2 protein-coding genes (1 of these 2 cut by a window edge) are annotated in these 26,700 nt (G+C 68.8%); both read left to right on the forward strand.

Annotated features, from left to right (window positions below; translation table 11 throughout):
* A complete protein-coding gene (locus Q8O96_RS02575; protein WP_305948289.1) occupies positions 1–13,116 on the forward strand; it encodes a non-ribosomal peptide synthetase in 13,116 nt (4,371 codons plus the stop codon).
* Positions 13,113–26,700: the 5' portion of a non-ribosomal peptide synthetase gene (locus Q8O96_RS02580; RefSeq protein ID WP_305948290.1), read on the forward strand. The gene runs 1,136 nt beyond the window's last position; only the first 13,588 of its 14,724 coding nucleotides appear in the window; its start codon is at positions 13,113–13,115; its stop codon lies beyond the right edge, outside the window. The genes Q8O96_RS02575 and Q8O96_RS02580 overlap by 4 nt, the downstream gene beginning before the upstream one ends.

Raw genomic sequence — 26,700 nt, forward strand, 5'->3', positions numbered from 1 at the left:
ATGCAGTTCAGCGAATTGATGGCCGTTCTTTCGACCCTCGCGATCCGTCTTCAACGGGACGGCGAGGATCTGCTGGTGCAGGGCGATGACGAGTCCCTGGACGACGCACTCTGGGACAGCCTGATCCAGCACAAGGCGCAGCTTCTGCAGCAGGTGAGCGAACAGGGCGGCCACTGGCTGAGCCCGGCCTTCAGGATCACCCCGGACATGCTGCCCCTGGTGTCACTGGAGCAGCCGGCCATCGACCGCATCGTTGCCGGCGTGCCGGGGGGCGCCGCCAATGTGCAGGACATCTACCCCCTGGCGCCGCTGCAGGAAGGCATGCTCTATCACTACCTGTCCGCGCCCCAGGGCGATCCCTATGTGCTCCAGGCGCATTTCGCCTTTGCCGATCGACAACGGCTGCAGGCCTTTGCCGAGGCCTTGCAATGGGTGATCGAGCGCCACGACATCCTGCGCACCGCGATCGTCTGGGAACGCCTCGATGAACCGCTACAGGTGGTCCTGCGCCAGGCGCCGCTGCAGTGTGAAGCACTGCCGCTGGACGCCGCCGGGGGCGATGCCCTGGCCCAGTTGCAGCAGCGCTACGATTCCCGGCATTTCCGCCTGGACCTGCGTCAGGCGCCGCTGTTGCGCCTGGTGCACGCCGAGGACCCGGTCAACTCGCGCCAGGTGGCGTTGCTGCTGTTCCATCACATGGCCCTGGACCACGCCGCCCTGGATGTGGTGCGCCAGGAAATCCGGGCCTGTCTGCTGGGCCAGCGCGAGCAGTTGCCGCTGCCGGTGCCGTTTCGCAACCACCTGGCCCAGGCCCGCCTGGGGCAGAGCGAGGAGCGCCACGCCGCCTTCTTCCGCGACATGCTCGGGGATATCGATGAGCCGACCCTGCCGTTCGGCCTGGGGGATGTGCAGGGCGCAACCGGCCGCATTGAAGAACACCGGCTGCCTCTGGAGCGCCAGCTCAGCCAACGCCTGCGCAGCCAGGCCCGGCAACTGGGGGTGAGTGTGGCAAGCCTGATGCACCTGGCCCTGGGCCGGGTCCTGGGCCAGCTGTCCGGGCGCGAGGCGGTGGTGTTCGGCACCGTGCTGCTGGGGCGCATGGAGGTGGGCGAGGGCGGTGAGCGGGCCCTGGGCATGTTCATCAACACCCTGCCGCTGCGGGTGGATGTGGGAGCGCAAGGCGTGCGCGCCGGGGTGCTGGCGACCCATGCTCGGCTGAGCGCCTTGCTGGCCCATGAGCACGCCTCCCTGGCCCTGGCCCAGCGTTGCAGCGCAGTCAGTGCGCCGACCCCGCTGTTCAGCGCCATGCTCAATTACCGCCACAGCCACCGGGCCGATGGCGACCAGGTCCAGGAGCTGGTGCCGGGCATCCTGGTGCTGGGTGCCCAGGAGCGCACCAACTACCCGCTGACCGTCAACATCGACGATCTGGGCGAGGACCTGCAGATCACCGCCCTGGTGGACGCCAGCCTGGGGGCCGAGCGCATCAGCGGCTACCTGCTGACCACCCTGGAAAGCCTGGCCCTGGCCCTGCAGGCAAACCCCGAGGCGCCGTTGTACAGCCTGGAAATGCTCCCGGCCAGCGAGCGGCGTTACCTGCTGCAGGGCCTGAACACGCCCCTGGGGCAGTACCCCGACAGCCCGCTGATCCATCAGCAGGTGGAGGCCCAGGCCCGGGTCCAGCCCGAGGCGCCGGCGCTGCTTTTCCAGGCGCAGCGCCTGAGTTACGGCGAGCTCAACCGCCGCGCCAATCAGGTGGCCCATCGCTTGCTGGCGCTGGGGGTGCGTGCGGACCAGCGCGTGGCGATCTGCGTCGAGCGCGGCCCGGAAATGATCATCGGCCTGTTGGGCATTCTCAAGGCCGGTGGGGCCTATGTGCCCATCGACCCGGCCGCTCCCCGGGAACGCATTGCCTACACCCTGGAGGACAGCGCCCCGGTGGCGCTGCTGGTGCAGGCCGATACCCAGGCCCTGGTGGCCGACCTGCGGGTGCCGCTGATCGACCTCGACAGCCGCACCCTGGCCCACGAGTCCGCGGACAACCCCGACGTGCCGGGGCTGACCCCGGCCAACCTGGCCTATGTGATCTACACCTCCGGCTCCACCGGTCTGCCCAAGGGCGTGATGGTGGAACACCGCAACGTCGCCCGGCTGTTTTCCGCCACCCGCGACTGGTTCGATTTCAACTGGCGCGACGTCTGGGCGCTGTTCCATTCCTTCGCCTTCGACTTCTCGGTGTGGGAGATCTGGGGCGCCCTGATCCATGGCGGCCAGTTGCTGGTGGTGCCCCAGGTCGTCAGCCGTTCCCCGCAAGCTTGCTACGCACTGCTGTGCGAGGCCCGGGTGAGCATCCTCAACCAGACCCCCAGTGCCTTCCGCTCGCTGATTGCGGCCCAGGGCCAGAGCGGGCTCAAGCACTCCCTGCGCCAGGTGATCTTCGGCGGCGAAGCCCTGGAGCCGGGGATGCTCAAGCCCTGGTACGCCCGGCTGGAGAACGTCGGCACGCAACTGGTGAACATGTACGGCATCACCGAAACCACGGTGCACGTGACCTACCGGCCGTTGCAGGCGGCGGACGCGCAATGGGCGGGCAGCAGCCCCATCGGCCGACGGATTCCCGACCTGCAACTCTATGTCCTGGACGCACGCCGCGAGCCCTTGCCCACGGGGGTGGTGGGGGAACTGTATGTAGGGGGCGCCGGGGTGGCCCGGGGTTACCTCAACCGGGATCAACTGACCGCCGAGCGCTTCATCGCCGACCCCTTCAGCAATCGACCGGGGGCGCGGCTGTACAAGACCGGCGACCTGGCCCGCTGGCGCAGCGATGGCAGCCTGGAGTACCTGGGACGCAACGACGATCAGGTGAAGATTCGCGGTTTCCGCATCGAGCTGGGGGAGGTCCAGGCGCGGCTGGCGGCGTGCGACGGGGTGGGCGAGGCGGTGGTGATCGCCCGGGAACAGAGCCCGGGAGACAAGCGCCTGGTGGCCTATGTGATTCCCCGGCCGGGAGCGGCCCCGGGCGCCGCGCAACTGCGTGAGCAACTGCGCCAGAGCCTGGCGGACTACATGCTGCCCAGCGCCTTCGTGCTGCTGCAGGCCTGGCCCCTGACCACCAACGGCAAGCTCGACCGCAAGGCCCTGCCGGCGCCGGACAGCGCCGCGCTGGCCCGACGCGACTATGAAGCGCCCCAGGGCGAGGTGGAGCAGGCCATCGCGAAGATCTGGCAGGAGCTGCTGCAAGTGCCCCAGGTCGGGCGCCAGGACCATTTCTTCGAGCTGGGCGGCCATTCGCTGCTGGCGGTCAAACTGATGGAACGCATGCGCCAGGTGGATCTGTGCGCCGATGTGCGGGTGCTGTTCGGCCAGCCGACCCTGGCCGCCCTGGCGGCCGCCGTGGGTGGGCAGCGCGAGGTGCAGGTGCCGGCCAACCGGATCGCTGCCGATTGCCGGCGCATCACGCCAGAGCTGCTGCCCCTGGCGGACCTCGATCAAGCGGCCATCGACCGGGTGCTGGCCCAGGTGCCCGGTGGCGCGGCCAACGTTCAGGACATCTATGCCCTGGCCCCCCTGCAGGCGGGCATCCTGTATCACCACCTGAGCAGCACCGAGGGCGACCCCTATGTGCTCCAGGTGCAGTTCGAGTTCGCCAGCGACGACGTCTTGCAAACCTTTACCCTGGCCTTGCAGCAGGTGATCCAGCGCCACGACATTTTGCGCACCAGTGTGGTCTGGCAAGGCCTCGACGCGGCAGTGCAAGTGGTCTGGCGCCAGGCTCCCCTGGAGCTGGAAGTGCTGGAGCTGGACCCCGCCCGGGGGACGATCCTCGGGCAACTGCAGGCCGGTTTCGACCCCCGTCACTATCGCCTCGACCTGGGCCGGGCACCTTTGCTGCGCCTGGTCTGTGCCCGGGACGCTGACCCGCAGCGCTGGTTGGGCATCCTGTTGCTGCATCACCTGGCCCTGGACCACAGCTCCCTTGAGGTGCTGGTGCAAGAGATCAGTGCCGTGCTGCAAGGCCACGGCGCGCAGCTGCCGCCTGCCGTGCCTTACCGCAACTATGTGGCCCAGGCGCGCCTGGGGCTTGGCGAACCGGAACATCAGGCGTTCTTTCGCCAGATGCTGGGGGACATCGACGAGCCGACCCTGGCGTTCGGCCTGCAGGACGTCAATCGCGACGGCAGCGGCATCCGCGAGCAGCAGCTGCGTCTGGAACCGGCACTGTGCCGGCGTTTGCGCCAGCAGGCGCGCAGCCTTGGCGTCAGTGTCGCCAGCCTGATGCACCTGGCCTGGGGCCGGGTCCTGGGGCCGCTGTCCGGCCGCGACGACGTGGTGTTCGGCACCGTGCTGCTGGGCCGCATGCACGGCGGGGCAGGGGCCGACCGCGCCCTGGGCATGTTCATCAATACCTTGCCACTGCGGATCGGCCTGGGCCCCCAGGGCGTGGCAGAGGCCCTGCGCCGTACCCATCAGCAACTGGCGCAACTGCTGGGGCATGAGCACGCCTCCCTGGCCCTGGCCCAGCGTTGCAGCGGCGTACCGGCGGCGCAGCCGCTGTTCAACAGCCTGCTCAACTACCGTCACAGCCCCCAGCAAGCCGCTGGGGACCAGGGGCCGGCGGCCTGGGACGGCATTCGCGTGCTGGCGTCCGAAGAGCGCAGCAACTACCCGCTGGCGCTGAACATCGACGATGACGGCGAGGGCTTGCGCCTGACCCTGCAGGCGGTGGCCCAGGTCAATGGCGAGCGGGTCTGCCGCTACATGGAATGCGTCCTGGAGCACCTGGCCCAGGCCCTGGAGCAGACGCCGGACATGGCCCTGCAACAGATCCCGCTGCTGCCCGCGGCCGAACGCCGGCAGCTGCTGGTGGAGTTCAATGCCACGGCCCGTGACTATCCGCGCCGACAGACCCTGCACCAACTGTTCGAAGCCCAGGCCCAGGCCCATCCGCAGCGGGTGGCGGCGGTGGAGGGCGATGCGCTGCTCAGCTACGCCGAACTCAATACCCGGGCCAACCAGCTGGCCCACCATCTGCTGGAGCTGGGGGTACAGCCCGGGGATCACCTGGCGATTCTGTTGCCACGCTCCCTGGACCTGTTGCTGAGCCAGTTGGCCATCAGCAAGTGCGCCGCGGCCTATGTGCCCCTGGATATCCAGGCCCCGGCCCAGCGCCAGGGCTTCATGGTCAGCGACAGCCGCAGCGTGGTCTTGCTGACCCGCAGCGACGAGGTGCTGGATTGCCCGGCCCGGCGCGTAGACCTGGATCGCCTGCGGCTGAGTGCCTTGCCCACCCACAACCCGGACCTGCCCCAGTCCTCCGAGAGCGTGGCGTACATCATGTACACCTCAGGCTCCACCGGCACGCCCAAGGGGGTACGGGTGCCGCACCGGGCCATCAGCCGCTTGGTGATCAACAACGGCTACGCCGATTTCAATCCCGAGGATCGGGTGGTCTTCGCCTCCAACCCGGCCTTCGACGCCAGCACCATGGACGTCTGGGGGGCCTTGCTCAACGGCGGACGGGTGCTGGTCATTGATCACCACACCCTCTTGGACCCGTTGGGTTTCGGCCAGGCCCTGAGTACCTTGGGGGCCACGGTGCTGTTCGTCACCACGGCGCTGTTCAACCAGTATGTGCAGCTGATTCCCGAGGCCCTCAAGGGCTTGCGGATTCTCCTCTGCGGCGGCGAGCGTGCCGACCCGGCGGCCTTCCGCCGGCTCTTGGCGCACGCGCCGCAACTGCGCTTGGTGCACTGCTATGGCCCCACCGAAACCACCACCTACGCCACCACCCATGAGGTCCGGCAATTGGCGGTCGACGCCGAGCACGTGGCCATCGGCCGGCCGATCTCCAATACCCGGGTGTATGTCCTGGATCAGCACCAGCAGCCAGTGCCCCTGGGGGCCCAGGGCGAGATCGTCATCGGTGGCGATGGCGTGGCCCTGGGTTACCTCAACCGTCCCGAACTGAGCGCCGAGAAGTTCATCCGCGACCCTTTCAGCGACCAGCCGCAGGCGCTGCTGTACCGCACCGGGGACCTGGGCCGCTGGCTGGACAACGGGGTGCTGGAGTGCCTGGGGCGCAACGACGATCAGGTGAAGATTCGCGGCCTGCGCATCGAACCGGGCGAGATCGAAGCGCGCTTGCTGAGCTGTCCCGGGGTCAAGGAAGGCGTGGTCCTGGCCCGCGAGGATGAGCCCGGGGACAAGCGCCTGGTGGCCTACTACAGCGTGCAGGCCGACACCCCGGAGCCGTCCGCCGAATCCCTGCGCCAGGCGCTGCAACAGCAACTGCCGGACTACATGGTGCCCCTGGCCTATGTGCGCCTCGATGCGTTGCCCCTGACCAACAACGGCAAGCTGGACCGCAAGGCCCTGCCGGCGCCGGATCAGTCGGCCCTGCTCAGCCGTGGCTTCGTCGCTCCCGAGGGCGAGGTGGAGATGGCCCTGGCACGGATCTGGAGCGAACTGCTCAAGGTCGAGCGGGTCGGGCGTCACGATCATTTCTTCGAGCTGGGCGGGCACTCGCTGCTGGCGGTGAGCCTGATCGAGCGCATGCGCCAGATCGGCCTCAGCGCCGATGTGCGGGTGCTGTTTGGCCAGCCGACCCTGGCGGCCCTGGCCGCCGCGGTGGGCAGCGGTCGCGAGGTGCAGGTGCCGGCCAATCTGATCGGCGCCGATTGCCAGCGCATCACGCCAGAGCTGCTGCCGCTGATCGAACTGGACCAGCAGGCCATCGATCGGGTGGTGGCCAGCGTCCCCGGGGGCGTGGCCAATGTGCAGGACATCTACCCCCTGGCGCCGCTGCAGGAGGGCATCCTCTATCACCACCTGAGTGCCGAAGAGGGCGATCCCTACCTGCTGCAATCGCGCCTGGCCTTCGACAGCCTGGAGCGTTTGCAGCGCTTTGCCGGGGCCATGCAACAGGTCATCCAGCGTCACGACATCCTGCGCACCGCAGTGCTCTGGGAGGGCTTGCCGCAGCCGCTGCAGGTGGTCTGGCGGCAGGCCGAACTGCAGGTTCTGGAGCAGGTCCTGGACCCGGCCGACGGCGATCTGCTCGAACAACTGCAGCAACGTTTCGACGCCCGCCACTGGCGCCTGGACCTGACCCGCGCGCCGCTGATCCGCCTGGTCTATGCCCGGGTCCCGGGGCAGTCGCGGGTGCTGGCGATCCTGCTGTTCCACCACCTGGCCCTGGATCACACCGCCATGGAGGTGATCGGCGAGGAAATGCACGCGCTGCTGTTCAACCACCACGAGCGCCTGGGCACCCCGAAGCCTTATCGCAACTACGTGGCCCAGGCTCGGCTGGGGGCCGGTCAGGCGGAGCACGAGGGGTTCTTCCGGCAGATGCTCGGTGATATCGACGAGCCGACCCTGGCCTTTGCCGTGGAGGATGTGCAGGGCGATGGCCGGGATCTCGAAGAGGCCCGGGTGCCCGTGCCCGACGCCCTGAGCCTGCGCCTGCGCGAGCAGGCGCGGCAGTTGGGGGTCAGTGCCGCGGCGCTGATGCACCTGGCCTGGGGCCTGGTCCTGGGGCAGGTGTCCAATCGTCGGCAGGTGGTGTTCGGCACCGTGCTGATGGGGCGGATGCAGGGCGGCGAGGGCGCCGACCGGGCCCTGGGGGTGTTTATCAATACCTTGCCGCTGCGGGTGGATGTGGACGCCGGCAGCGTGCGGGCCGGGGTCCGTGCGACCCATGCCCGGCTCAGCGCCCTGCTGGCTCATGAACATGCGTCCCTGGCCCTGGCCCAGCGTTGCAGCGGGGTGCCGGCCAGCTCGCCGCTGTTCAGTGCCTTGCTCAACTACCGGCACAGTGTGGCGGACGCCGGACGCGGCGCTGGCCTGGATATCTGGCAGGGGATTGAGCTGCTGGGGGGCGAGGAGCGCAGCAACTATCCGCTGAGCCTGAGCGTCGACGACCTGGGCCAGGGCTTCAGCCTGTCGCTACTGGCGCTGCCGGCGATTGGCGCACAGCGCATGGCCGGCTACATGCTCCAGGTGCTGGAGCAACTGACCGATGCCCTGGAATGGAGCCCGGACCTGGACCTGTGGCAGCTCTCGGTATTGCCGACGGCGGAGCGCCAGCAGTTGCTGGAAGGCTTCAACGCCAGCGTCGCCGACTATCCCCGTGGACAGACCCTGCACGGCCTGTTCGAGGCCCGGGTGCAGGCCGCGCCCGAGGCCGTGGCCCTGGTGCAAGTGCCATTGCGCCTGAGCTACCGGCAACTGAATCAGCGGGCCAATCAACTGGCCCGGCAACTGCTGGAGCTGGGGGCCGGCCCCGACGAGCGCGTGGCGCTGTGCCTGCCACGGGGGCCGCAACTGCTGACGGCCATGCTGGCGATTCTCAAGGCCGGAGCCAGCTATGTGCCCATCGACCCGAGCCATCCGCCGGAGCGCATCGCCTACCTGCTGCAGGACAGCGCGCCCCTGGCGGTGCTGGTGCAGGGCGCAACCCGCGAGCTGCCGGGCACGCCAGGTCTGGTGCGGATCGACCTGGACGGCTGCGTCTGGCAGCAGGCGCCCCTGGACAATCCCCAGGTGCCGGGGCTGACCCCGGCGCACCTGGCCTATGTGATCTACACCTCCGGTTCCACCGGCCAGCCCAAGGGCGTGATGGTGGAGCACCAGAGCCTGGAGAACCTGGTGCACTGGCACTGCGCGACCTTCGACCTGGGGCCGGGGCGCCACAGTTCCAGCGTCGCCGGCCTGGGTTTTGACGCCATGGCCTGGGAGGTCTGGCCGACCCTGTGCAGCGGCGCCACCTTGCACCTGCCACCGGCCGAGGTCGGCAGCCAGGACCTTGACGCCTTGCTCGGCTGGTGGCGGGCCCAGCCCCTGGATATCAGCTTCCTGCCGACCCCGGTGGCCGAGTACGCCTTCAGCCAGGGCCAGGGTCACCCGACCCTGAGCACCTTGCTGATCGGCGGCGACCGCCTGCGCCAGTTCCCGGCCGATCCGGGGTTTGCCGTGATCAACAACTACGGGCCCACCGAAGCCACGGTGGTGGCCACGTCCGGCCCAATATCAGTGGGCGGCTCCCTGCACATCGGCCGGCCCATGGCCAATGCGCGGATCTACCTGCTGGACGAACGGCTGCGCCCGGTGCCCCTGGGGGTAATCGGTGAGCTCTACGTCGGTGGCGCCGGGGTGGCCCGGGGTTACCTCAATCGCGACGCGCTGACGGCCGAGCGTTTCCTCGACGACCCGTTCTGCGCCGAGCCCCAGGCGCGCCTGTATCGCACGGGCGACCTGGCCCGCTGGCGTGCCGATGGCAGCCTCGACTACCTGGGGCGCAACGACGATCAGGTCAAGGTCCGTGGCATGCGCATCGAGCCGGGCGAAATCGAGGCGGCGCTGCTGAGCCATCCGGCCCTCAAGGAAGCCCTGGTGCTGGTGCGCGAAGGGTGTTTGCTGGCGTACTTCACCGAGCATGCCGAGGTTTCCAACCAGGAGCTGGATCTCCAGGATTTGCGCGACCATCTGCAAGGCCGGCTGCCGGACTACATGCTGCCGGTGGCCTATGTGCGCTTGCTGGCGCTGCCCCTGACCGCCAACGGCAAGCTCGATCGCAAAGCGTTGCCACAACCGGATCAGGACGCCTGGCTGAGCCGCGAATTCGAAGCGCCACAGGGCGAGGTGGAAAACACCCTGGCGCAGATCTGGAGCGAGCTGCTGCAGGTGCAGCAGGTGGGACGCCACGATCACTTCTTCGAGCTGGGCGGGCACTCGCTGTTGGCAGTGAGCCTGATCGAGCGCATGCGCCAGATCGGCCTTGGCGCCGATGTGCGAGTGCTGTTCAACCAGCCGACCCTGGCGGCCCTGGCCGCTGCGGTGGGCAGCGGCCGCGAGGTGCAGGTGCCGGCCAACCGGATCGGCGCCGATTGCCAGCGCATCACCCCCGAGCTGTTGCCGCTGATCGAACTGGACCAGGACGCCATCGAACGCATCGTCGCCACGGTGCCGGGCGGGGTGGCCAACGTGCAGGACATCTACCCCCTGGCGCCATTGCAGGAGGGCATCCTCTATCACCACCTGAGCGCCCGCCAGGGTGATCCTTATCTGCTGCAATCCCATCTGGCCTTCGCCGACCGGCAGCGCCTGGAAGACTTCACCCAGGCCTTGCAGCGCGTGGGCGAGCGCCACGACATCCTGCGCACCGCGGTGCTCTGGGAGGGCCTGAAACAGCCGCTGCAGGTGGTCTGGCGCCGGGCCCGGGTGGCGGTGGAGGAGGTCATCCTCGACCCGGCCGAGGGCGACATCCTTGAGCAGTTGCAGGCTCGCTTCGATGCCCGGCATTGGCGCCTGGAGCTGACCCAGGCGCCGTTGATGCGCCTGGTCCATGCCCAGGACCCGGTCCGGCAACGCACGGTGGCGATCCTGCTGTTCCATCACATCGTTCTGGACCACACCGCCCTGGAGGTGGTCCGCGAGGAAATCCAGGCCTGCCTGTTGGGGCAGGAGCCTGCCGGCACGGCGATTCCCTATCGCAACTATGTGGCCCAGGCCCGCCTGGGGGGCAGTCGCGAGGAGCATGAGGCGTTCTTCCGCGAGATGCTCGGGGACATCGACGAACCGACCCTGCCGTTCGGCCTGCAGGACGTGCAGGGCGACGGTGAGGCCATTGAAGAGTTGCAGCGGGTGCTGGACGCCGACCTGAGCGCGCGCCTGCGGGCCCAGGCGCGGTTGCTGGGAGTCAGTGCCGCGAGCCTGTTCCACCTGGCCTGGGCCCGGGTCCTGAGCGTCACCTCGGGCCAGGAGCGGGTGGTGTTCGGCACCGTGCTGCTGGGACGCCTGCAAGGCGGACTGGGGGCCGACCGGGCCCTGGGCATGTTCATCAACACCTTGCCGTTGCGGGTCGACCTGGACCACAGCGGCACCCGGGCGGCGGTCAAGGCGACCCATGCCCGGCTCAGCGCCTTGCTGGGGCATGAGCATGCCTCCCTGGCCCTGGCCCAGCGTTGCAGTGCCGTGGCCGCGCCGCTGCCGCTGTTCAGCGCCATGCTCAACTACCGCCACGGCAGCGACGCAGCGCCGAGCCCGGCCATGCAACAGGCCTGGCAAGGCATCCAGACCCTGCGCAGCGAAGAGCGCACCAACTACCCCCTGAGCCTCAACGTCGATGACCTGGGCCAGGGCTTCCGCCTGACCGCCATGACCCTGGCGCGGATCGGCGCCGAGCGCATCTGCGGCTACATGGAGCAGGCCCTGCACGCCCTGGTGGACACCCTGGAACAGGCGCCCCAGCGGCCCTTGCGCCAGGTGCCGATCCTGCCGCCGGAGGAGCGCCGGCAGTTGCTGCACGCCTGCAATGCCACGACCCGGGACTATCCGCTGGAGCAGACCCTGCACGGCTTGTTCGAGGCCCAGGTCGTGCGCACTCCCGAGGCATTGGCGGTGCAGGCCGGTGAGCAGCGCCTGAGCTATCGCCAGCTCAACCAGCGGGCCAACCAGTTGGCCGGGCACTTGCTGCAACTGGGGGTGAGGCCCGATACCCGGGTGGCGATCTGCGTCGAGCGCGGCCTGGAAATGGTCATCGGCCTGCTGGCGATCCTCAAGGCCGGCGGCGCCTATGTGCCCATCGACCCGGCGTACCCCGCAGAACGCATCGCCTACATGCTTGAGGACAGCGCGCCCCTGGCGGTACTGGTGCAGGCTGGCGGCCGGCCCCTTCCGGGCGAGCTGAAAGTGCCTCTGGTGGAACTCGACCGCTGGGTCTGGAGCGAGGCGCCCCAGGCCAATCCGCAACACCCTGGACTGAGCCCGAGCCATCTGGCCTATGTGATCTACACCTCCGGTTCCACCGGCCAGCCCAAGGGCGTGATGAACGAGCACCGGGCGGTGGTCAACCGCCTGCTGTGGATGCAGGAGCATTACCGCCTGACGGCCGATGACGCGGTGCTGCAAAAGACCCCCTTCAGCTTCGACGTTTCGGTCTGGGAGTTCTTCTGGCCGCTGTTCACCGGTGCACGGCTGGTGATGGCCCGCCCGGAAGGGCACAAGGACCCGGCCTACCTGCGCCAGGTGATCCGCGATGAAGGCATCAGTACCCTGCACTTTGTGCCGTCGATGCTCGATGTGTTCCTGGCCCATGGTCAGGACGTGGAGGACCTCGGCCTGCGCCAGGTGATGTGCAGCGGTGAGGCCCTGCCAGGCAGCCTGGTGCGGCGCTTCAAGCAGCAGCTGCCCCAGGTCGGGCTGCACAACCTCTACGGTCCCACCGAAGCGGCGGTGGACGTCACCGCCTGGGATTGCGCCGGGCCGTTGGCCGAGACCCCGGACAACACCCCGATCGGCAAGCCCATTGCCAACACCCGCATCTACCTGCTGGACGGGCAGATGCAGCCGGTGCCTCGGGGAGTGGTGGGCGAGCTGTACATCGGCGGGGTGCAGGTGGCCCGGGGTTACCTCAACCGTGAACAACTGACCGCCGAGCGCTTCCTCAAGGACCCGTTCAGCGCGGCCCCCGGGGCGCGCCTGTACCGCACCGGCGACCTGGGTCGCTATCGGGCCGACGGCGCTATCGAGTACCTGGGGCGCAACGACGATCAGGTGAAGATCCGTGGCCTGCGCATCGAGCTGGGGGAAATCCAGGCTCGCCTGACCCAGCTGGACGGGGTCAAGGAAGCGGTGGTGCTGGCCCGGGAAGACGTGCCCGGGGATCTGCGTCTGGTGGCCTACTACACCTGCCACGAAACGCACCGCCAACTGCCCATCGACCGCCTGCGGGCGCAGTTGCGCGAGCACCTGCCGGACTACATGGTGCCGGCCTTGTTCGTGCACCTGGAAGCGCTGCCCTTGAGCCCCAACGGCAAGCTGGCGCGCAAGGACCTGCCGGTTCCGGGGCGCGACGCGGCCCTGGTGCGCGAATACGAGGCGCCCATCGGAGACACGGAGATCACCCTGGCCCGGCTCTGGGCCGAGTTGCTCAATGTCGAGCGGGTGGGGCGCCAGGATCATTTCTTTGAACTGGGCGGGCATTCGCTGCTGGCCGTGAGCCTGATCAGCCGGATGCGCGAAGAAGGCATGGAAGCTGATGTCAGGACGCTGTTCGAACAACCGACCCTGGCGGGCTACGCGGCAATGACCGAACGAATGGAGATCGTCCTGTGAGCGTGACCGAACTGTTGGCGACACTGAAGGAAAAAGACGTGCAACTGGTGCTCAAGGGCGAGCAACTGGTGGTCCAGGGCAACAAGCAGGCCTTGAGCGAACCGGCCCTGCTGGCCCGGCTGCGGGAGTACAAACCGCAACTGATCGAGCTGATCAAGGCCGGGAAATACTCGGCCACCAAGGCCGGGCAGGTCCAGGTGCCGGCCAACGGCATCACCCCGGCGACCCGCCACATCACCCCGGACCTGCTGCCCCTGGCCGACCTCAGCCAGGAGGCCATCGAGCGCATTGTCGCCACGGTGCCGGGCGGGGTGGCCAACGTGCAGGACATCTACCCCCTGGCGCCGCTGCAGGAGGGGATTCTCTATCACCATGTCAGTGCCGTGCAGGGCGATCCCTATGTCATGCAGGCGCATTTTGCCTTCGCCAGCCGCGAGCGCCTGGAGGCCTTTGCCGAGGCCTTGCGCGGGGTCATTGCACGCCACGATATCCTGCGCACCGCGGTGCTCTGGGATGGCCTGGAGCAGCCGATGCAGGTGGTCTGGCGCGAAGCCGCGCTGGTGCTCCAGGAGGTCGAGACCGACCCGGGCGCGGGCGACGTCATGGCCCAGTTGCATGGCCGTTTCGACGCCCGCCACTTTCGCCTGGACATCAGCCAGGCGCCGATGCTGCGCCTGGTGCATGCCTGGGACGCCGCCGGGCAGCGCATTGTCGCCATGCTGCTGTTCCATCACATGGCCCTGGATCACAGCGCCCTGGATGTGGTGCGCCATGAAATGCAGGCGTTGCTCATGGGCCAGGGCGAGCGCCTGGGGCCGGCCCTGGCGTTTCGCAACTACGTGGCCCAGGCCCGGCTGGGCACCCGTGAAGAGGAGCACGAAGCCTTCTTCCGGCAGATGCTCGGCGATATCGACGAACCGACCCTGGCGTTCGGCCTGCAGGATGTGCAGGGCGATGGGCGAGCCATCGAGGAAGCCAGCCTGATCCTGCCGGAGCCGTTGAGCCAGCACCTGCGGGCCCGGGCGCGGCAGGCCGGGGTCAGCGCCGCGAGCCTGTTCCACCTGGCCTGGGGCCGGGTGCTGGCGACCCTGGCGGGCAAGCGCAAGGTGGTGTTCGGCACGGTGCTGATGGGGCGCATGCAGGGGGCCGAGGCCACCGACCGGGCCCTGGGGATCTTCATCAACACCTTGCCGTTTCGCCTGGATGTGGACGAACGCCCCCTGGATGAGGCCCTCAAGGCCACCCATGCGCGCCTGACCACCTTGCTGCGCCATGAACACGCGGCCCTGGCCCTGGCCCAGCGCTGCAGCGGCGTGAGCGCGCCGACCCCGCTGTTCAGTGCCTTGCTCAACTACCGCCACAGCGGCGCCGCCGTCAGTACCGAGGCCCAGGCCGCCTGGGCCGGGATCAGCACCCTGCACTCCGAGGAGCGCACCAACTACCCCCTGACCCTGAGTGTCGACGACCTCGGCGCGGGCTTCGGCCTGACCTTGCTAGCCAGCACCCAGGTCGATCCGCGACCGATCCTCGACTACCTGCTGTGCACCCTGGAACACCTGGCCCAGGCCCTGGAACAGACGCCCGGGCTGGCCCTGGCACAACTGCCGATCCTGTCCCGGGACCTGCGCCAGCAGTTGCTCGAAGGCTTCAACCACAGCGCCGTGGATTACCCCCGGGGCCAGACCATCCATGAGCGCATCCAGGCCCAGGCGGCCCGTACCCCTGAAGCGGTGGCCGCCTGGTACCAGGGCCGGGCCCTGAGTTACGTCCAGCTCAACCGGCAGGCCAATGGGCTGGCCCGGCAATTGCGCGAGCTGGGCGTGCAGCCCGACGACCGCGTGGCCATCGTCGCCCGGCGCGGCCTGGAGACCCTGGTGGGCTTGCTGGCCATCCTCAAGTCCGGGGCCTGCTATGTGCCGATCGATCCGGCCCATCCCGCCGAGCGCCTGGGCTACCTGTTGCAGGACAGCGGCCCGCGGGCAGTGCTGACCCAGGCCGATCTGCTGGGGCGCTTGCCGCCTGTGGCGGTGCCGGTGATCGAGCTCGATCAAGGTCTCTGGCAGGACCCGGCCCAGGACAACCTTGACCTGACCGGGCTGACCCCGGCCCATCTGGCCTATGTGATCTACACCTCCGGCTCCACCGGCCTGCCCAAGGGCGTGATGGTGGAACACCAGACCCTGTGCAACCTGGTGGACTGGCACTGCCAGGCCTTCGACCTGCACGCCGGCAGCCACACGTCGAGCCTTGCCGGGTTCGGCTTCGACGCCATGGCCTGGGAGGTCTGGCCGGCCTTGTGCGTCGGCGCCACCCTGCACCTGGCACCGGCCCAAGAGGGTAGCGAGGACGTGGATGCCTTGCTCGCCTGGTGGCGTGCCCAGCCCCTGGACGTGAGCTTCCTGCCGACCCCGGTGGCCGAGTACGCCTTCAGCCAGGAACTGCAACATCCGACCCTGCGCACCCTGTTGATCGGCGGCGACCGCCTGCGCCAGTTCAGCCATCCGCAGCCCTTCGCCCTGATCAACAACTACGGCCCCACCGAAGCCACGGTGGTGGCAACGTCCGGCCCGATAGCGGCGGGCGGCTCCCTGGACATCGGCCGGCCCATCGCCAACGCGCGGATCTACCTGCTCGATGAGTTGCAGCGGCCGGTGCCCATCGGCGTGGCCGGCGAACTCTATGTGGGCGGCGCCGGGGTGGCCCGGGGTTACCTCAATCGCGATGCGCTGACGGCCGAGCGTTTCCTCGACGATCCCTTCAGCGACCGGCCCGGGGCGCGCATGTACCGCAGCGGTGACCTGGCCCGCTGGTTGGCGGACGGGCGTATCGAGTACCTGGGGCGCAATGACGACCAGGTGAAAATCCGTGGCGTGCGCATCGAACTGGGGGAAATCGAGAGCCGCCTCAACCCGTTCCCCGGGATCAAGGAAGCGGTGGTGCTGGTCCGCGAAGACCAGCCGGGCAACCCGCGGTTGGTGGCCTACTTCACTGCGCACGAGGGGGCTGCTGCGCTGTCGGTGGCGGACCTGCGGGCCCACTTGCTGGCGCAACTGCCGGACTCCATGGTGCCGGTGGCCTATGTGCAGCTCGATGCCTTGCCCCTGACCGCCAACGGCAAGCTGGACCGCATGGCGCTGCCGGCGCCGGATCAGGCGGCCTTGATCAGCCGCGAGTACCAGGCCCCCCGGGGACCCACCGAAACCACCCTGGCGGATATCTGGCAAGAAGTGCTGCACTTGCCGCGAGTCGGGCGCCACGACCACTTTTTCGAACTGGGCGGCCACTCCCTGCTGGCCATGCGCATGGTGTCCCAGGTGCGTCAGCGCCTGGGGGTGGAGCTGGCCCTGGGCGAGCTGTTCGCCAATGCCGAACTCTGCGCGGTGGCGGCGGTGCTCGACCGGGCCGGACGCAGCCAGTTGCCGGAGATCTTCCCGGCGTCCCAGGACCATGACCTGCCACTGTCCTTTGCCCAGCAACGCCTGTGGTTCCTGGCGCAGATGGACGGCGCCGGCAGTGCCTACAACATTCCCATCGGCCTGGGCCTGCGCGGGCGCCTGGATCGCCCGGCGCTGCAACAGGCGCTGCAGGCCATCGTCGCTCGGCACGCCACCTTGCGCAGCCGCTTTGTCCTGGGGGAAGACCAACCTCAGGTGCTGATCGGTGCCATCGAAGAGGCCCTGGAACTGGGCTTCGAAGACCTGCGGGACGCGCCCCGGAACCTGGCCGAACGGGTACGGGCCGAGGCGGCCCAGGCCTTCGACCTGGAACGCGGGCCAGTGATCCGCGGGCGCTTGCTGGCCCTGGCGGACGATCATCATGTGCTGCTGCTGACCCTGCACCACATCGTCGCCGACGGCTGGTCCATGGGGGTGCTGACCCGGGAACTGGTGGCCCTGTACCAAGCCTTCAGCCAGGGCCGCCCGGACCCGCTGCCGCCGCTGGCGGTGCAGTACAGCGACTTTGCCCTGTGGCAGCGCCGCTGGCTCAGTGGCGAGGTGCTGCAGCAGCAGGGCGACTACTGGCGCCAGACCCTGGCCGATGCCCCGACCTTGCTGACGCTGCCCTACGACCGGCCACGGCCGCCGCACCAGGACTTCAGCGGTGGCAGCGTCGAGATCCTCCTCGATGGGCCGCTGAGCGCCCAGCTCAAGCGCCTCAGCCAGCGCCATGGCTGCACCCTGTACACGACCCTGCTGGCGGCCTGGGGCTTGCTGTTGGGGCGCCTCTCGGGACAGACCGATCTGCTGATCGGCATTCCGGTGGCCAACCGCATGCGCGCCGAGGTGGAAGGGCTGATCGGCCTGTTCGTCAACACCCTGGCCCTGCGCCTGGACCTGGACGCCGAGCAGAGCGTTGCCGCCTTGCTGGCCCAGGTCCGCGCCCGCAGCTTCGCCGCCCAGGCCCACCAGGACCTGCCCTTCGAGCAGGTGGTGGAGATCGTCCGGCCCCAGCGCAGCCTGTCCCACAGCCCGCTGTTCCAGGTGGTGCTGACCTGGCTCGACGATTTCACCCAGGACCTGGTGCTCGATGAGCTGACGCTCGAAGGCGTGGCCGGGGCCACTCAGGTGGCCAAGTTCGACCTGACCCTGAGCCTGGGAGAAAGCCAGGGGCAGATCCGTGGCGCCCTGGACTACGCCAGCGCCTTGTTCGATGCAGCGACCGTGCAGCGTTACGTCGGCTACCTGGTGCAGGTACTGCAGGCCATGGTGGCAGACGATCAGCAACGGCTGGCCCAGGTGCAACTGCTGGAGGAGGGCGAGCGTCGACAACTGCTGGAGGTCTTCAACGCCAGTACGCAGGACTACCCCAAGGGCATGACCCTGCACCAGCGCTTGGAGGTACATGCCAGGCAGCAAGCCGACGCCACGGCGCTGCAGGCCGGTGAGCAGAGCCTGAGCTACCAGCAGTTGAATACCCGGGCCAATCAGCTGGCCCACCATCTGCGCGGGCTGGGGGTGGGCCCGGATAGCCGGGTGGCGATCTGTGCACCGCGAGGCCTGGAGCTGGCCGTCGGTCTGCTGGCAATCGTCAAGGCCGGTGGCGCCTATGTGCCCATCGATCCGAGCCATCCGCCGGAGCGTATCGCCTACCTGTTGCAGGACAGCGCACCGCTGGCCGTGCTGGTGCAGGGGGCAACCCGCGCCCTGGTGGGCGATCCGCCGGTTGCGGTGATCGATCTGCAGCAGCCGGACTGGCAGCAGCAGTCCTTGGCCAACCCCCAGGTGCCCGGGCTGTGCAGCGAGCATCTGGCCTATGTGATCTACACCTCCGGTTCCAGCGGATTGCCCAAGGGGGTGATGGTGGCACACGCCACCCTGGAGAACCTGGTGGACTGGCACTGCCAGGCGTTCGACCTGGGCCCGGGGCGCCATGCTTCCTGTGTCGCCGGCCTGAGCTTCGATGCCATGGCCTGGGAGTTCTGGCCGACCCTGTGCGCAGGCGCCACCCTGCACCTGCCGCCGGCCAGCATCGGCCACCAGGACCTCGACCAACTGCTGCAGTGGTGGCGCGCCCAGCCTCTGGACCTGAGCTTCCTGCCCACGCCCGTGGCGGAATACGCCTTCAGCCAGTCGCTCGGGCATCCGACGCTGCGCACCCTGCTGATCGGTGGCGACCGCCTGCGGCAGTTCAGCCAGCCGCAGAGTTTTGCCGTGATCAACAACTACGGCCCCACCGAAGCCACGGTGGTGGCGACTTCCGGGCTGATGGAAGCCGGCGGGCCCCTGGACATCGGCCGACCCATCGCCAACGCGCGGATCTATCTGCTCGATGAGTTGCAGCGGCCGGTGCCCATCGGCGTGGCCGGTGAACTCTATGTGGGCGGCGCCGGGGTGGCCCGGGGCTACTTCAATCGCCACGCACTGACGGCCGAGCGTTTCCTCGACGATCCTTTCAGCGACCAGCCCGGGGCACGCATGTACCGCAGCGGCGATCTGGCTCGCTGGCGGGCGGACGGGCGCATCGAGTACCTGGGGCGCAACGATGACCAGGTGAAGATCCGTGGCGTGCGCATCGAACTGGGGGAGATCGAGAGCTGCCTCAAGCGGCTGCCCGGGATCAAGGAAGCGCTGGTGCTGGCCCGGGAGGATCGACCGGGACAGACCCGCCTGGTGGCCTATTTCACCGCGACCGGCGCCGTGGCAGTGACCCCGGCGGCGTTGCGCAGCCAATTGCTCGGGCTCTTGCCCGAGTACATGGTGCCGGCGGCCTACGTGGGCCTGGAGGCGCTGCCGTTGACCGCCAACGGCAAGCTGGATCGGCGGGCGCTGCCCCGGCCTGAGCTCGATGCGCTGCTGACCCAGGACTACGTGGCTCCCCAGGGCGCCAGCGAGATCGCCCTGGCCGAGATCTGGAGCGAGCTGCTGCAGGTGCAGCAGGTGGGACGCCACGACCACTTCTTCGAACTGGGCGGGCATTCGCTGCTGGCCATGCGCATGCTGTCCCAGGTGCGCCAGCGCCTGGGGGTGGAGCTGGCCCTGGCCGAGCTGTTCGCCAATGCCCGGCTCAGCGCCGTGGCCCAGGCCCTGGAACAGGCCGAGCGCAGCAGCCTGCCGGACCTGCTGCCGGCGCCGCGCAATCAGCCGTTGCCCTTGTCCTTCGCCCAGCAGCGCCTGTGGTTCCTGGCGCAGATGGAGGGGGCCAACACCGCCTACAACATTCCCATTGGCCTGCGCTTGCGCGGGCAGTTGGATGGCGATGCCCTGCAACGGGCCCTGGAGCGTATCGTCGCGCGCCATGAAACCCTGCGCAGCCGCTTTGCCCAGTACGCTGATGAAGCCGAGGTGCTGATCGCGCCCGTGGAGGCGGGCCTGGGCCTGCTGCTGGAAAACCTGCGGGGCCATCCTCAGGCCGACAAAGCCTTGCAGGCCCTGGTGCAAGGAGAAGCCTCGGCGCCCTTCGACCTGCAGCGCGGGCCGCTGATCCGTGGGCGCCTGATCAGCCTGGCGGATGATCATCACGTGTTGCTGCTGACCCTGCACCATATCGTCAGCGATGGCTGGTCCATGGGCGTGCTGACCCGGGAACTGGTGGCGCTGTACGCCGCCTTCAGCCGCGGCCTGCCCGATCCGCTGCCGCCCTTGGCGGTGCAGTACAGCGACTTCGCCCACTGGCAGCGGCGCTGGCTCAGCGGCGCGGTGCTGGAGCAGCAGGCGCAGTACTGGCGCCAGGCCCTGGAGGGCGCGCCGCCCTTGCTGATGCTGCCCGGCGACCGACCACGGCCGGCCCGCCAGGACTACGCCGGCAGCAGCGTCGAAGTCCGCCTCGATGCTGCCCTGACGGCCGGGCTGCGAGCCTTGAGCCAGCGCCATGGCACCACCTTGTACATGACCCTGATGGCGGCCTGGGGGCTGCTGCTGGGGCGGCTGTCCGGGCAGGCCGACGTGGTGATCGGCACCCCGGTGGCCAACCGCATGCGCGCCGAAGTCGAAGGGCTGATCGGCCTGTTCGTCAACACCCTGGCCCTGCGCCTGGACCTGGGCGCCGCGCCACGGGTGGAGGCCTTGCTGGCCCAGGTCAAGGCCCGGACCCTGGAGGCCCAGGCCCATCAGCACCTGCCGTTCGAACAGGTGGTGGAAATCCTGCGTCCGGTGCGCAGCCTGTCCCACAGCCCGCTGTTCCAGACCCTGCTGACCTGGCAGAACGGCGACGGGCCGCAACTGGTGCTGGGGGACCTGCGCCTGGAAGCCATTCACGAGGCCAGCCACTTCGCCAAGTTCGACCTGTCCCTGAGCCTGGGGGAGGTGCAGGACCGGATCGAAGGCAGCCTGGAGTACGCCACGGCGCTGTTCGATGGGTCGACCATGAGGCGGTATGTCGGTTACCTGCAGCGGGTGTTGCAGGCCATGGTGGCGGACGACCAGATGCTGCTGGAGCAGGTGCCGCTGCTGGACGCCGCCGAACGTCGGCAACTGCTGCACGGCGTCAACGCCACCGCCCGCGACTACCCCCTGGAGCAGACCCTGCACGGCTTGTTCGAGGCCCAGGTACTGCGCACCCCCGAGGCACTGGCGGTGCAGGCCGGTGAGCAGCGCTTGAGCTATCGCCAGCTCAACCAGCGGGCCAACCAGTTGGCCGGGCACCTGCTGCAACTGGGGGTGGGGCCGGACAGTCGGGTGGCGATCTGTGTCGAACGCGGGCTGGAAATGGTCATCGGCCTGCTGGCGATCCTCAAGGCCGGCGGCGCCTACGTGCCCATCGACCCGGCGTACCCCGCAGAACGCATCGCCTACATGCTTGAGGACAGCGCGCCCCAGGCGCTGCTGGTGCAGGGTGCCACCCGGGCACTGCCGGGCCGCCCGACCGTGCCCCGGGTGGACCTGGACCAGCCACTCTGGGCGCGCCAGCCCCGGGTCAATCCCCGGGTCAACGGGCTGACCCCCGGGCACCTGGCCTATGTGATCTACACCTCCGGTTCCACCGGCCAGCCCAAGGGCGCGATGAACGAGCACCGGGCGGTGGTCAACCGCCTGCTGTGGATGCAGGAACAATATGCTCTGAGCGCCGATGACGCGGTGCTGCAGAAGACCCCCTTCAGCTTCGACGTTTCGGTCTGGGAGTTCTTCTGGCCGCTGTTCACCGGCGCACGGCTGGTAATGGCCCGCCCCGAAGGGCACAAGGACCCGGCCTACCTGCGTCAGGTGATCCGCGATGAGGGCATCAGCACCCTGCACTTTGTGCCGTCGATGCTGGATGCGTTCCTGGCCTATGGCGATACCCGGGATTGCAGCGGCCTGCGTCAGGTGATGTGCAGCGGCGAGGCCCTGCCGGGCAGCCTGGTACGGCGCTTCAAGCAGCAGTTGCCCCAGGTCGGGCTGTACAACCTCTATGGCCCCACCGAAGCGGCGGTGGACGTCACCGCCTGGGATTGCGCCGGCCCTTTGGCCGAGACCCCGGACAACACCCCCATCGGCAAGCCCATTGCCAACACCCGCATCTACCTGCTGGACGGGCACATGCAACCGGTGCCTCGGGGAGTGGTGGGCGAGTTGTACATCGGCGGGGTGCAGGTGGCCCGGGGATACCTCAATCGAGATGAGCTGACCGCCGAGCGCTTCCTTAAGGACCCGTTCAGCGAGGCCCCCGGGGCGCGCATTTACCGCACCGGCGACCTGGGTCGCTATCGGGCCGACGGCGCTATCGAGTACCTGGGGCGCAACGACGATCAGGTGAAGATCCGCGGCCTGCGCATCGAACTGGGGGAAATCCAGGCCCGCCTGACCCAGCTGGACGGGGTCAAGGAAGCGGTGGTCCTGGCCCGGGAAGACGTGCCCGGGGACCTGCGTCTGGTGGCCTACTACACCTGCGCCGCCGGGCGTCCGGCCCTGGCAGTGGAACAGCTGCGCCAGGCGTTGCTGGAACACCTGCCGGATTACATGGTGCCGGCCTTGTTCGTGCACCTGGAGGCGCTGCCCTTGAGCCCCAACGGCAAGTTGGCGCGCAAGGAGCTGCCGGCCCCGGGGCTGGCGGCAGCCAGCGTGCGCGAGTACGAGGCGCCGGTAGGCGAGGTGGAGATCCTCCTGGCCGGGCTCTGGGCCGAGCTGCTCAATGTCGAGCGGGTGGGGCGCCAGGATCACTTCTTCGAACTGGGCGGGCATTCGTTGCTGGCGGTGAGCCTGATCGGCCGCATGCGTCGGGCCGGGCTCTCGGCGGATGTGCGGGTGCTGTTCGGCCAGCCGACCCTGGCGGCCCTGGCCGCCGCCGTGGGGCGTGGCCGTGAAGTGCAGGTGCCGGACAACCTGATCTACCGCGACTGCCCGCGCATCACCCCCGAGCTGCTGCCGTTGCTGACGCTGGATCAGGCGGCCATTGACCGGGTGGTGGCCACGGTGCCGGGCGGCACCGCCAACGTCCAGGACATCTACCCCCTGGCGCCGTTGCAGGCCGGCATCCTGTTTCACCATCTGGCCGCCGGCCGGGGCGATCCCTATGTGTTGCAGGCGCAGTTTGCCTTCGACACGGCCCAGCGCTTGCAGACCTTCGTCCGAGCCTTGCAGGGGGTGATCGAACGCAACGACATCCTGCGCAGCGCCGTGCTCTGGGAAGGGCTGGACGAGCCGCTGCAAGTGGTCTGGCGCCAGGCGCCCCTGGAGGGCGAGGAAATCGTCCTTGACCCGGGCCAGGGCGACATCCTCGGCCAGTTGCAGGCGCGCTTCGACAGTACGCGCTATCGCCTGGACATTGCCCGGGCGCCGCTGTTGCGCCTGGTCTACGCCCGGGACCCGGTCAACCAGCGGCTGGTGGCGCTGTTGCTGTTCCATCACCTGGTGATGGACCACGTGGCCCTGGAAGTGCTGCAGCATGAACTGCAGGCCTTCCTCCTTGGCCAGCAGCAACGGCTGGGTGACCCCGTGCCCTATCGCAACTACGTGGCCCAGGCCCGACTGGGCATCGGTGAGGCCGAACATGAAGCCTTCTTCCGCGAGATGCTCGGCGATATCCGGCAACCGACCCTGCCCCTGGGCTTGCAGGACGTGCAAGGCGCCAGCGCGCCGCTCAACGAGGCACGCCAACCCTTGGACCGTCTGCTGAGCCGGCGCCTGCGCTTGCAGGCGCGGCAACTGGGGGTCAGCGCTGCGAGCCTGATGCACCTGGCCTGGGGCCGGGTCCTGGGCTGCCTGGCCAACCAGCAGCAGGTGGTGTTCGGCACCGTGCTGCTGGGACGGATGCAGGGCGGCGAGGGTGCCGAACGGGCCCTGGGGGTGTTCATCAACACCTTGCCGCTGCGGGTGGACCTGGGGGACCTGCCGGTGCGCCATGCGCTGCTGGCCACCCATGAACGCCTGGCGCAACTGCTGGGCCATGAACAGGCGCCCCTGGCCCTGGTGCAGCGTTGCAGCGCGGTGGAGGCGGGTACGCCGCTGTTCAGCAGCCTGCTCAACTACCGCCACAGCGCGCCGTCGACCGGGCTGCCTGGGCAAGCCAACGCTGCCTGGGAGGGCATGCAGTTGCTCAATGCCCAGGAGCGCAGCAACTACCCCCTGACCCTGAGCATCGACGACCTGGGGGATGGCTTCATGCTCACCACCGTGGTGGCGGGCATCGATGCCCAGCGCATTTGCCACTACCTGCACGAGGCCCTGGACAACCTGTTGCAGGCCCTGGAGCAGACGCCCGATCTGGCCATCGGCCAAGTGCCGGTGTTGCCGGCTGCCGAGCGCCAGCAGGTGCTGGTGAACTTCAACGCCACCGCCCGCGACTATCCACGCCAGCAGACCCTGGATCAGCGTTTCGAGGAACAGGTGCAGGCCCGTCCCCAGCAGGTGGCGGCGGTCCATGGCGAGCAAGTGCTCAGCTACGCCCGGCTCAATACCCGGGCCAATCAGCTGGCCCATCACTTGCTGGGGCTGGGGGTGCAGCCCGGGGACAGGGTGGCGCTGCTGTTGCCACGCTCCCTGGATCTTTTGCTGGCGCAGTTGGCGGCCAGCAAGTGCGGCGCGGCCTACGTGCCGCTGGACATCAACGCCCCCGCCGAACGCCAGGTGTTCATGCTCCAGGACAGCGGCGCCAGGGTGCTGCTGGCGCACTCGGCGCAGGCCCTGGAGGGGGCGCTGCCGGGGGCGCAGTTACTGCGGGTGGACCTGGATCGCCTGCGCCTGGACCGGCTGCCGGGGCACAACCCGGCCCTGGCCCAGTCCTCCGAGGCGGTGGCCTACATCATGTACACCTCAGGCTCCACGGGCGTGCCCAAGGGCGTACTGGTGCCGCACCGGGCCATCACCCGGTTGGTGATCAACAACGGCTACGCCGATTTCAACCCCGGGGACCGGGTGGCCTTTGCCTCCAACCCGGCCTTCGACGCCAGCACCCTGGACGTCTGGGGGCCCTTGCTCAACGGCGGCCGGGTCGTGGTGGTGGACCAGCAGACGCTGCTGGACCCCGAGGCCTTCGCCGAGTTGCTGAAGGCCGCGGGAGCCACGCTGCTGTTTCTCACCACCAGCCTGTTCAACCAGTACGTGCAACTGATGCCCCAGGCGTTCAGCGGCCTGCGCATGCTCCTGTGCGGCGGTGAACGGGCCGACCCGGTGGCCTTCCGGCGGATGCAGGCCGAGGTGCCCGGCCTGCGTCTGGTCAATGGCTACGGACCGACGGAAACCACCACCTTTGCCGTGACCCATGAGCCCGAGGCACTGGCGGCCGACGCCGACAGCGTGCCCATCGGCCGGCCGCTGTCCAACACCTGCGTGTACATCCTCGATGCCCAGGGCCAGCCGCTGCCCATCGGTGTGGTGGGGGAGATCTACATCGGCGGCCAGGGCGTGGCCAATGGCTACTTGAATCGGCCTGAACTGAGCGCCGAGAAGTTCCTCCCCGATCCCTTCTGCAGCGAGGCCGCCAACCCTGGCTCCGAACCCCTGATGTACCGCACCGGCGACCTGGGGCGCTGGCAGGAGAACGGCCTGCTGGAGTACCTGGGGCGCAACGACCAGCAGGTGAAGATCCGTGGCTTTCGTATCGAACCGGGGGAAATCGAGGTGCGGCTGGCGAGCTTCCCCGGACTGCGCGATGGCGTGGTACTGGTGCGCGAGGAGGCGCCCGGGGACTTGCGCCTGGTGGCCTACTACACCCTGCAGCCACAGGCGCCGGAGCCGGCCGTCGAAGCCTTGCGCAACCACCTGCTGGCGCAACTGCCGGAGTACATGGTGCCTCAGGCTTACGTGCGTCTGCCGGCACTGCCCCTGACCAACAACGGCAAGCTGGACCGCAACGCGCTGCCGGCGCCGACCCCTGCGGCGCAGGTCACCGCCTGTTTTGAAGCGGCGCAGACGCCCCTGGAGCAGACCCTGGCGGCCCATTGGGCGCAGGTGCTGAAACAGCAGCAAGTGGGGCGCCACGAGCATTTCTTCGAACACGGCGGGCATTCGCTGCTGGCGATCCAGTTGGTCAACCGCCTGCAACAGGCCGGGCTCGACGTGAGCCTGGCGCAGTTGTTCCAGCACCCCAGCGTGGCCGCCATGGCGCGTTTGCTGGAGGCGCGCCCGGCGACCCCGCCACAGGCCCCCGAGTGGGTCACGGTGCGCAGCGGCAGTGGCCCGGCGCTGTTCCTGGTGCATGAGTTCACCGGCCTGGATGCCTACTTCCCGGCGCTGGGGCAGCACCTGGAAGGGGATTTCCCCATCTATGGCCTGCCGGGCGTGGCCCTCGGCCAGCCGCAGTTGCGCACCCTGGAGTGCCTGGCCACCCGCTTGCTGGAGGTCATGCGCCGGGTCCAGCCCGAAGGGCCGTATCGCCTGGCGGGCTGGTCTTTCGGTGGGGTGCTGGCCTATGAGATCGCCCAGCAGTTGCTGGGGCAGGATCAGCAGGTGGCGTTCCTCGGCTTGATCGACAGCTACGTGCCGCGCCTGACCGACCAGGGCAAGGCGCGCTGGTCCGCAAGCGATCCCCGCAAGCAGCACCTGCTGTTGCAGTGCAGTGCCTACTGGAGCGCCCAGGGCCCGGCGGGCGTGCAACCGCTGGCGCTCGTCGAACAGCTGCGCCAGGCCCTGGACCGCCTGGACTTCCCCGAGCTGCTGCAGCGCTGCCGGGAACAGGGTCTGCTGTTCGAGCAACTGGCAAGCGCGGCGCCCGAGACGCTGGGGCATTACC

Source organism: Pseudomonas sp. LPH60 (assembly GCF_030718165.1).
In the GTDB taxonomy this organism is placed as follows: Bacteria; Pseudomonadota; Gammaproteobacteria; order Pseudomonadales; family Pseudomonadaceae; genus Aquipseudomonas; species Aquipseudomonas danubii.

Coding starts and splice junctions, on each gene's coding strand:
- Q8O96_RS02575 (WP_305948289.1), top strand. CDS start 1: ATGCAGTTCAGCGAATTGATGGCCGTTCTTTCGACCCTCGCGATCCGT.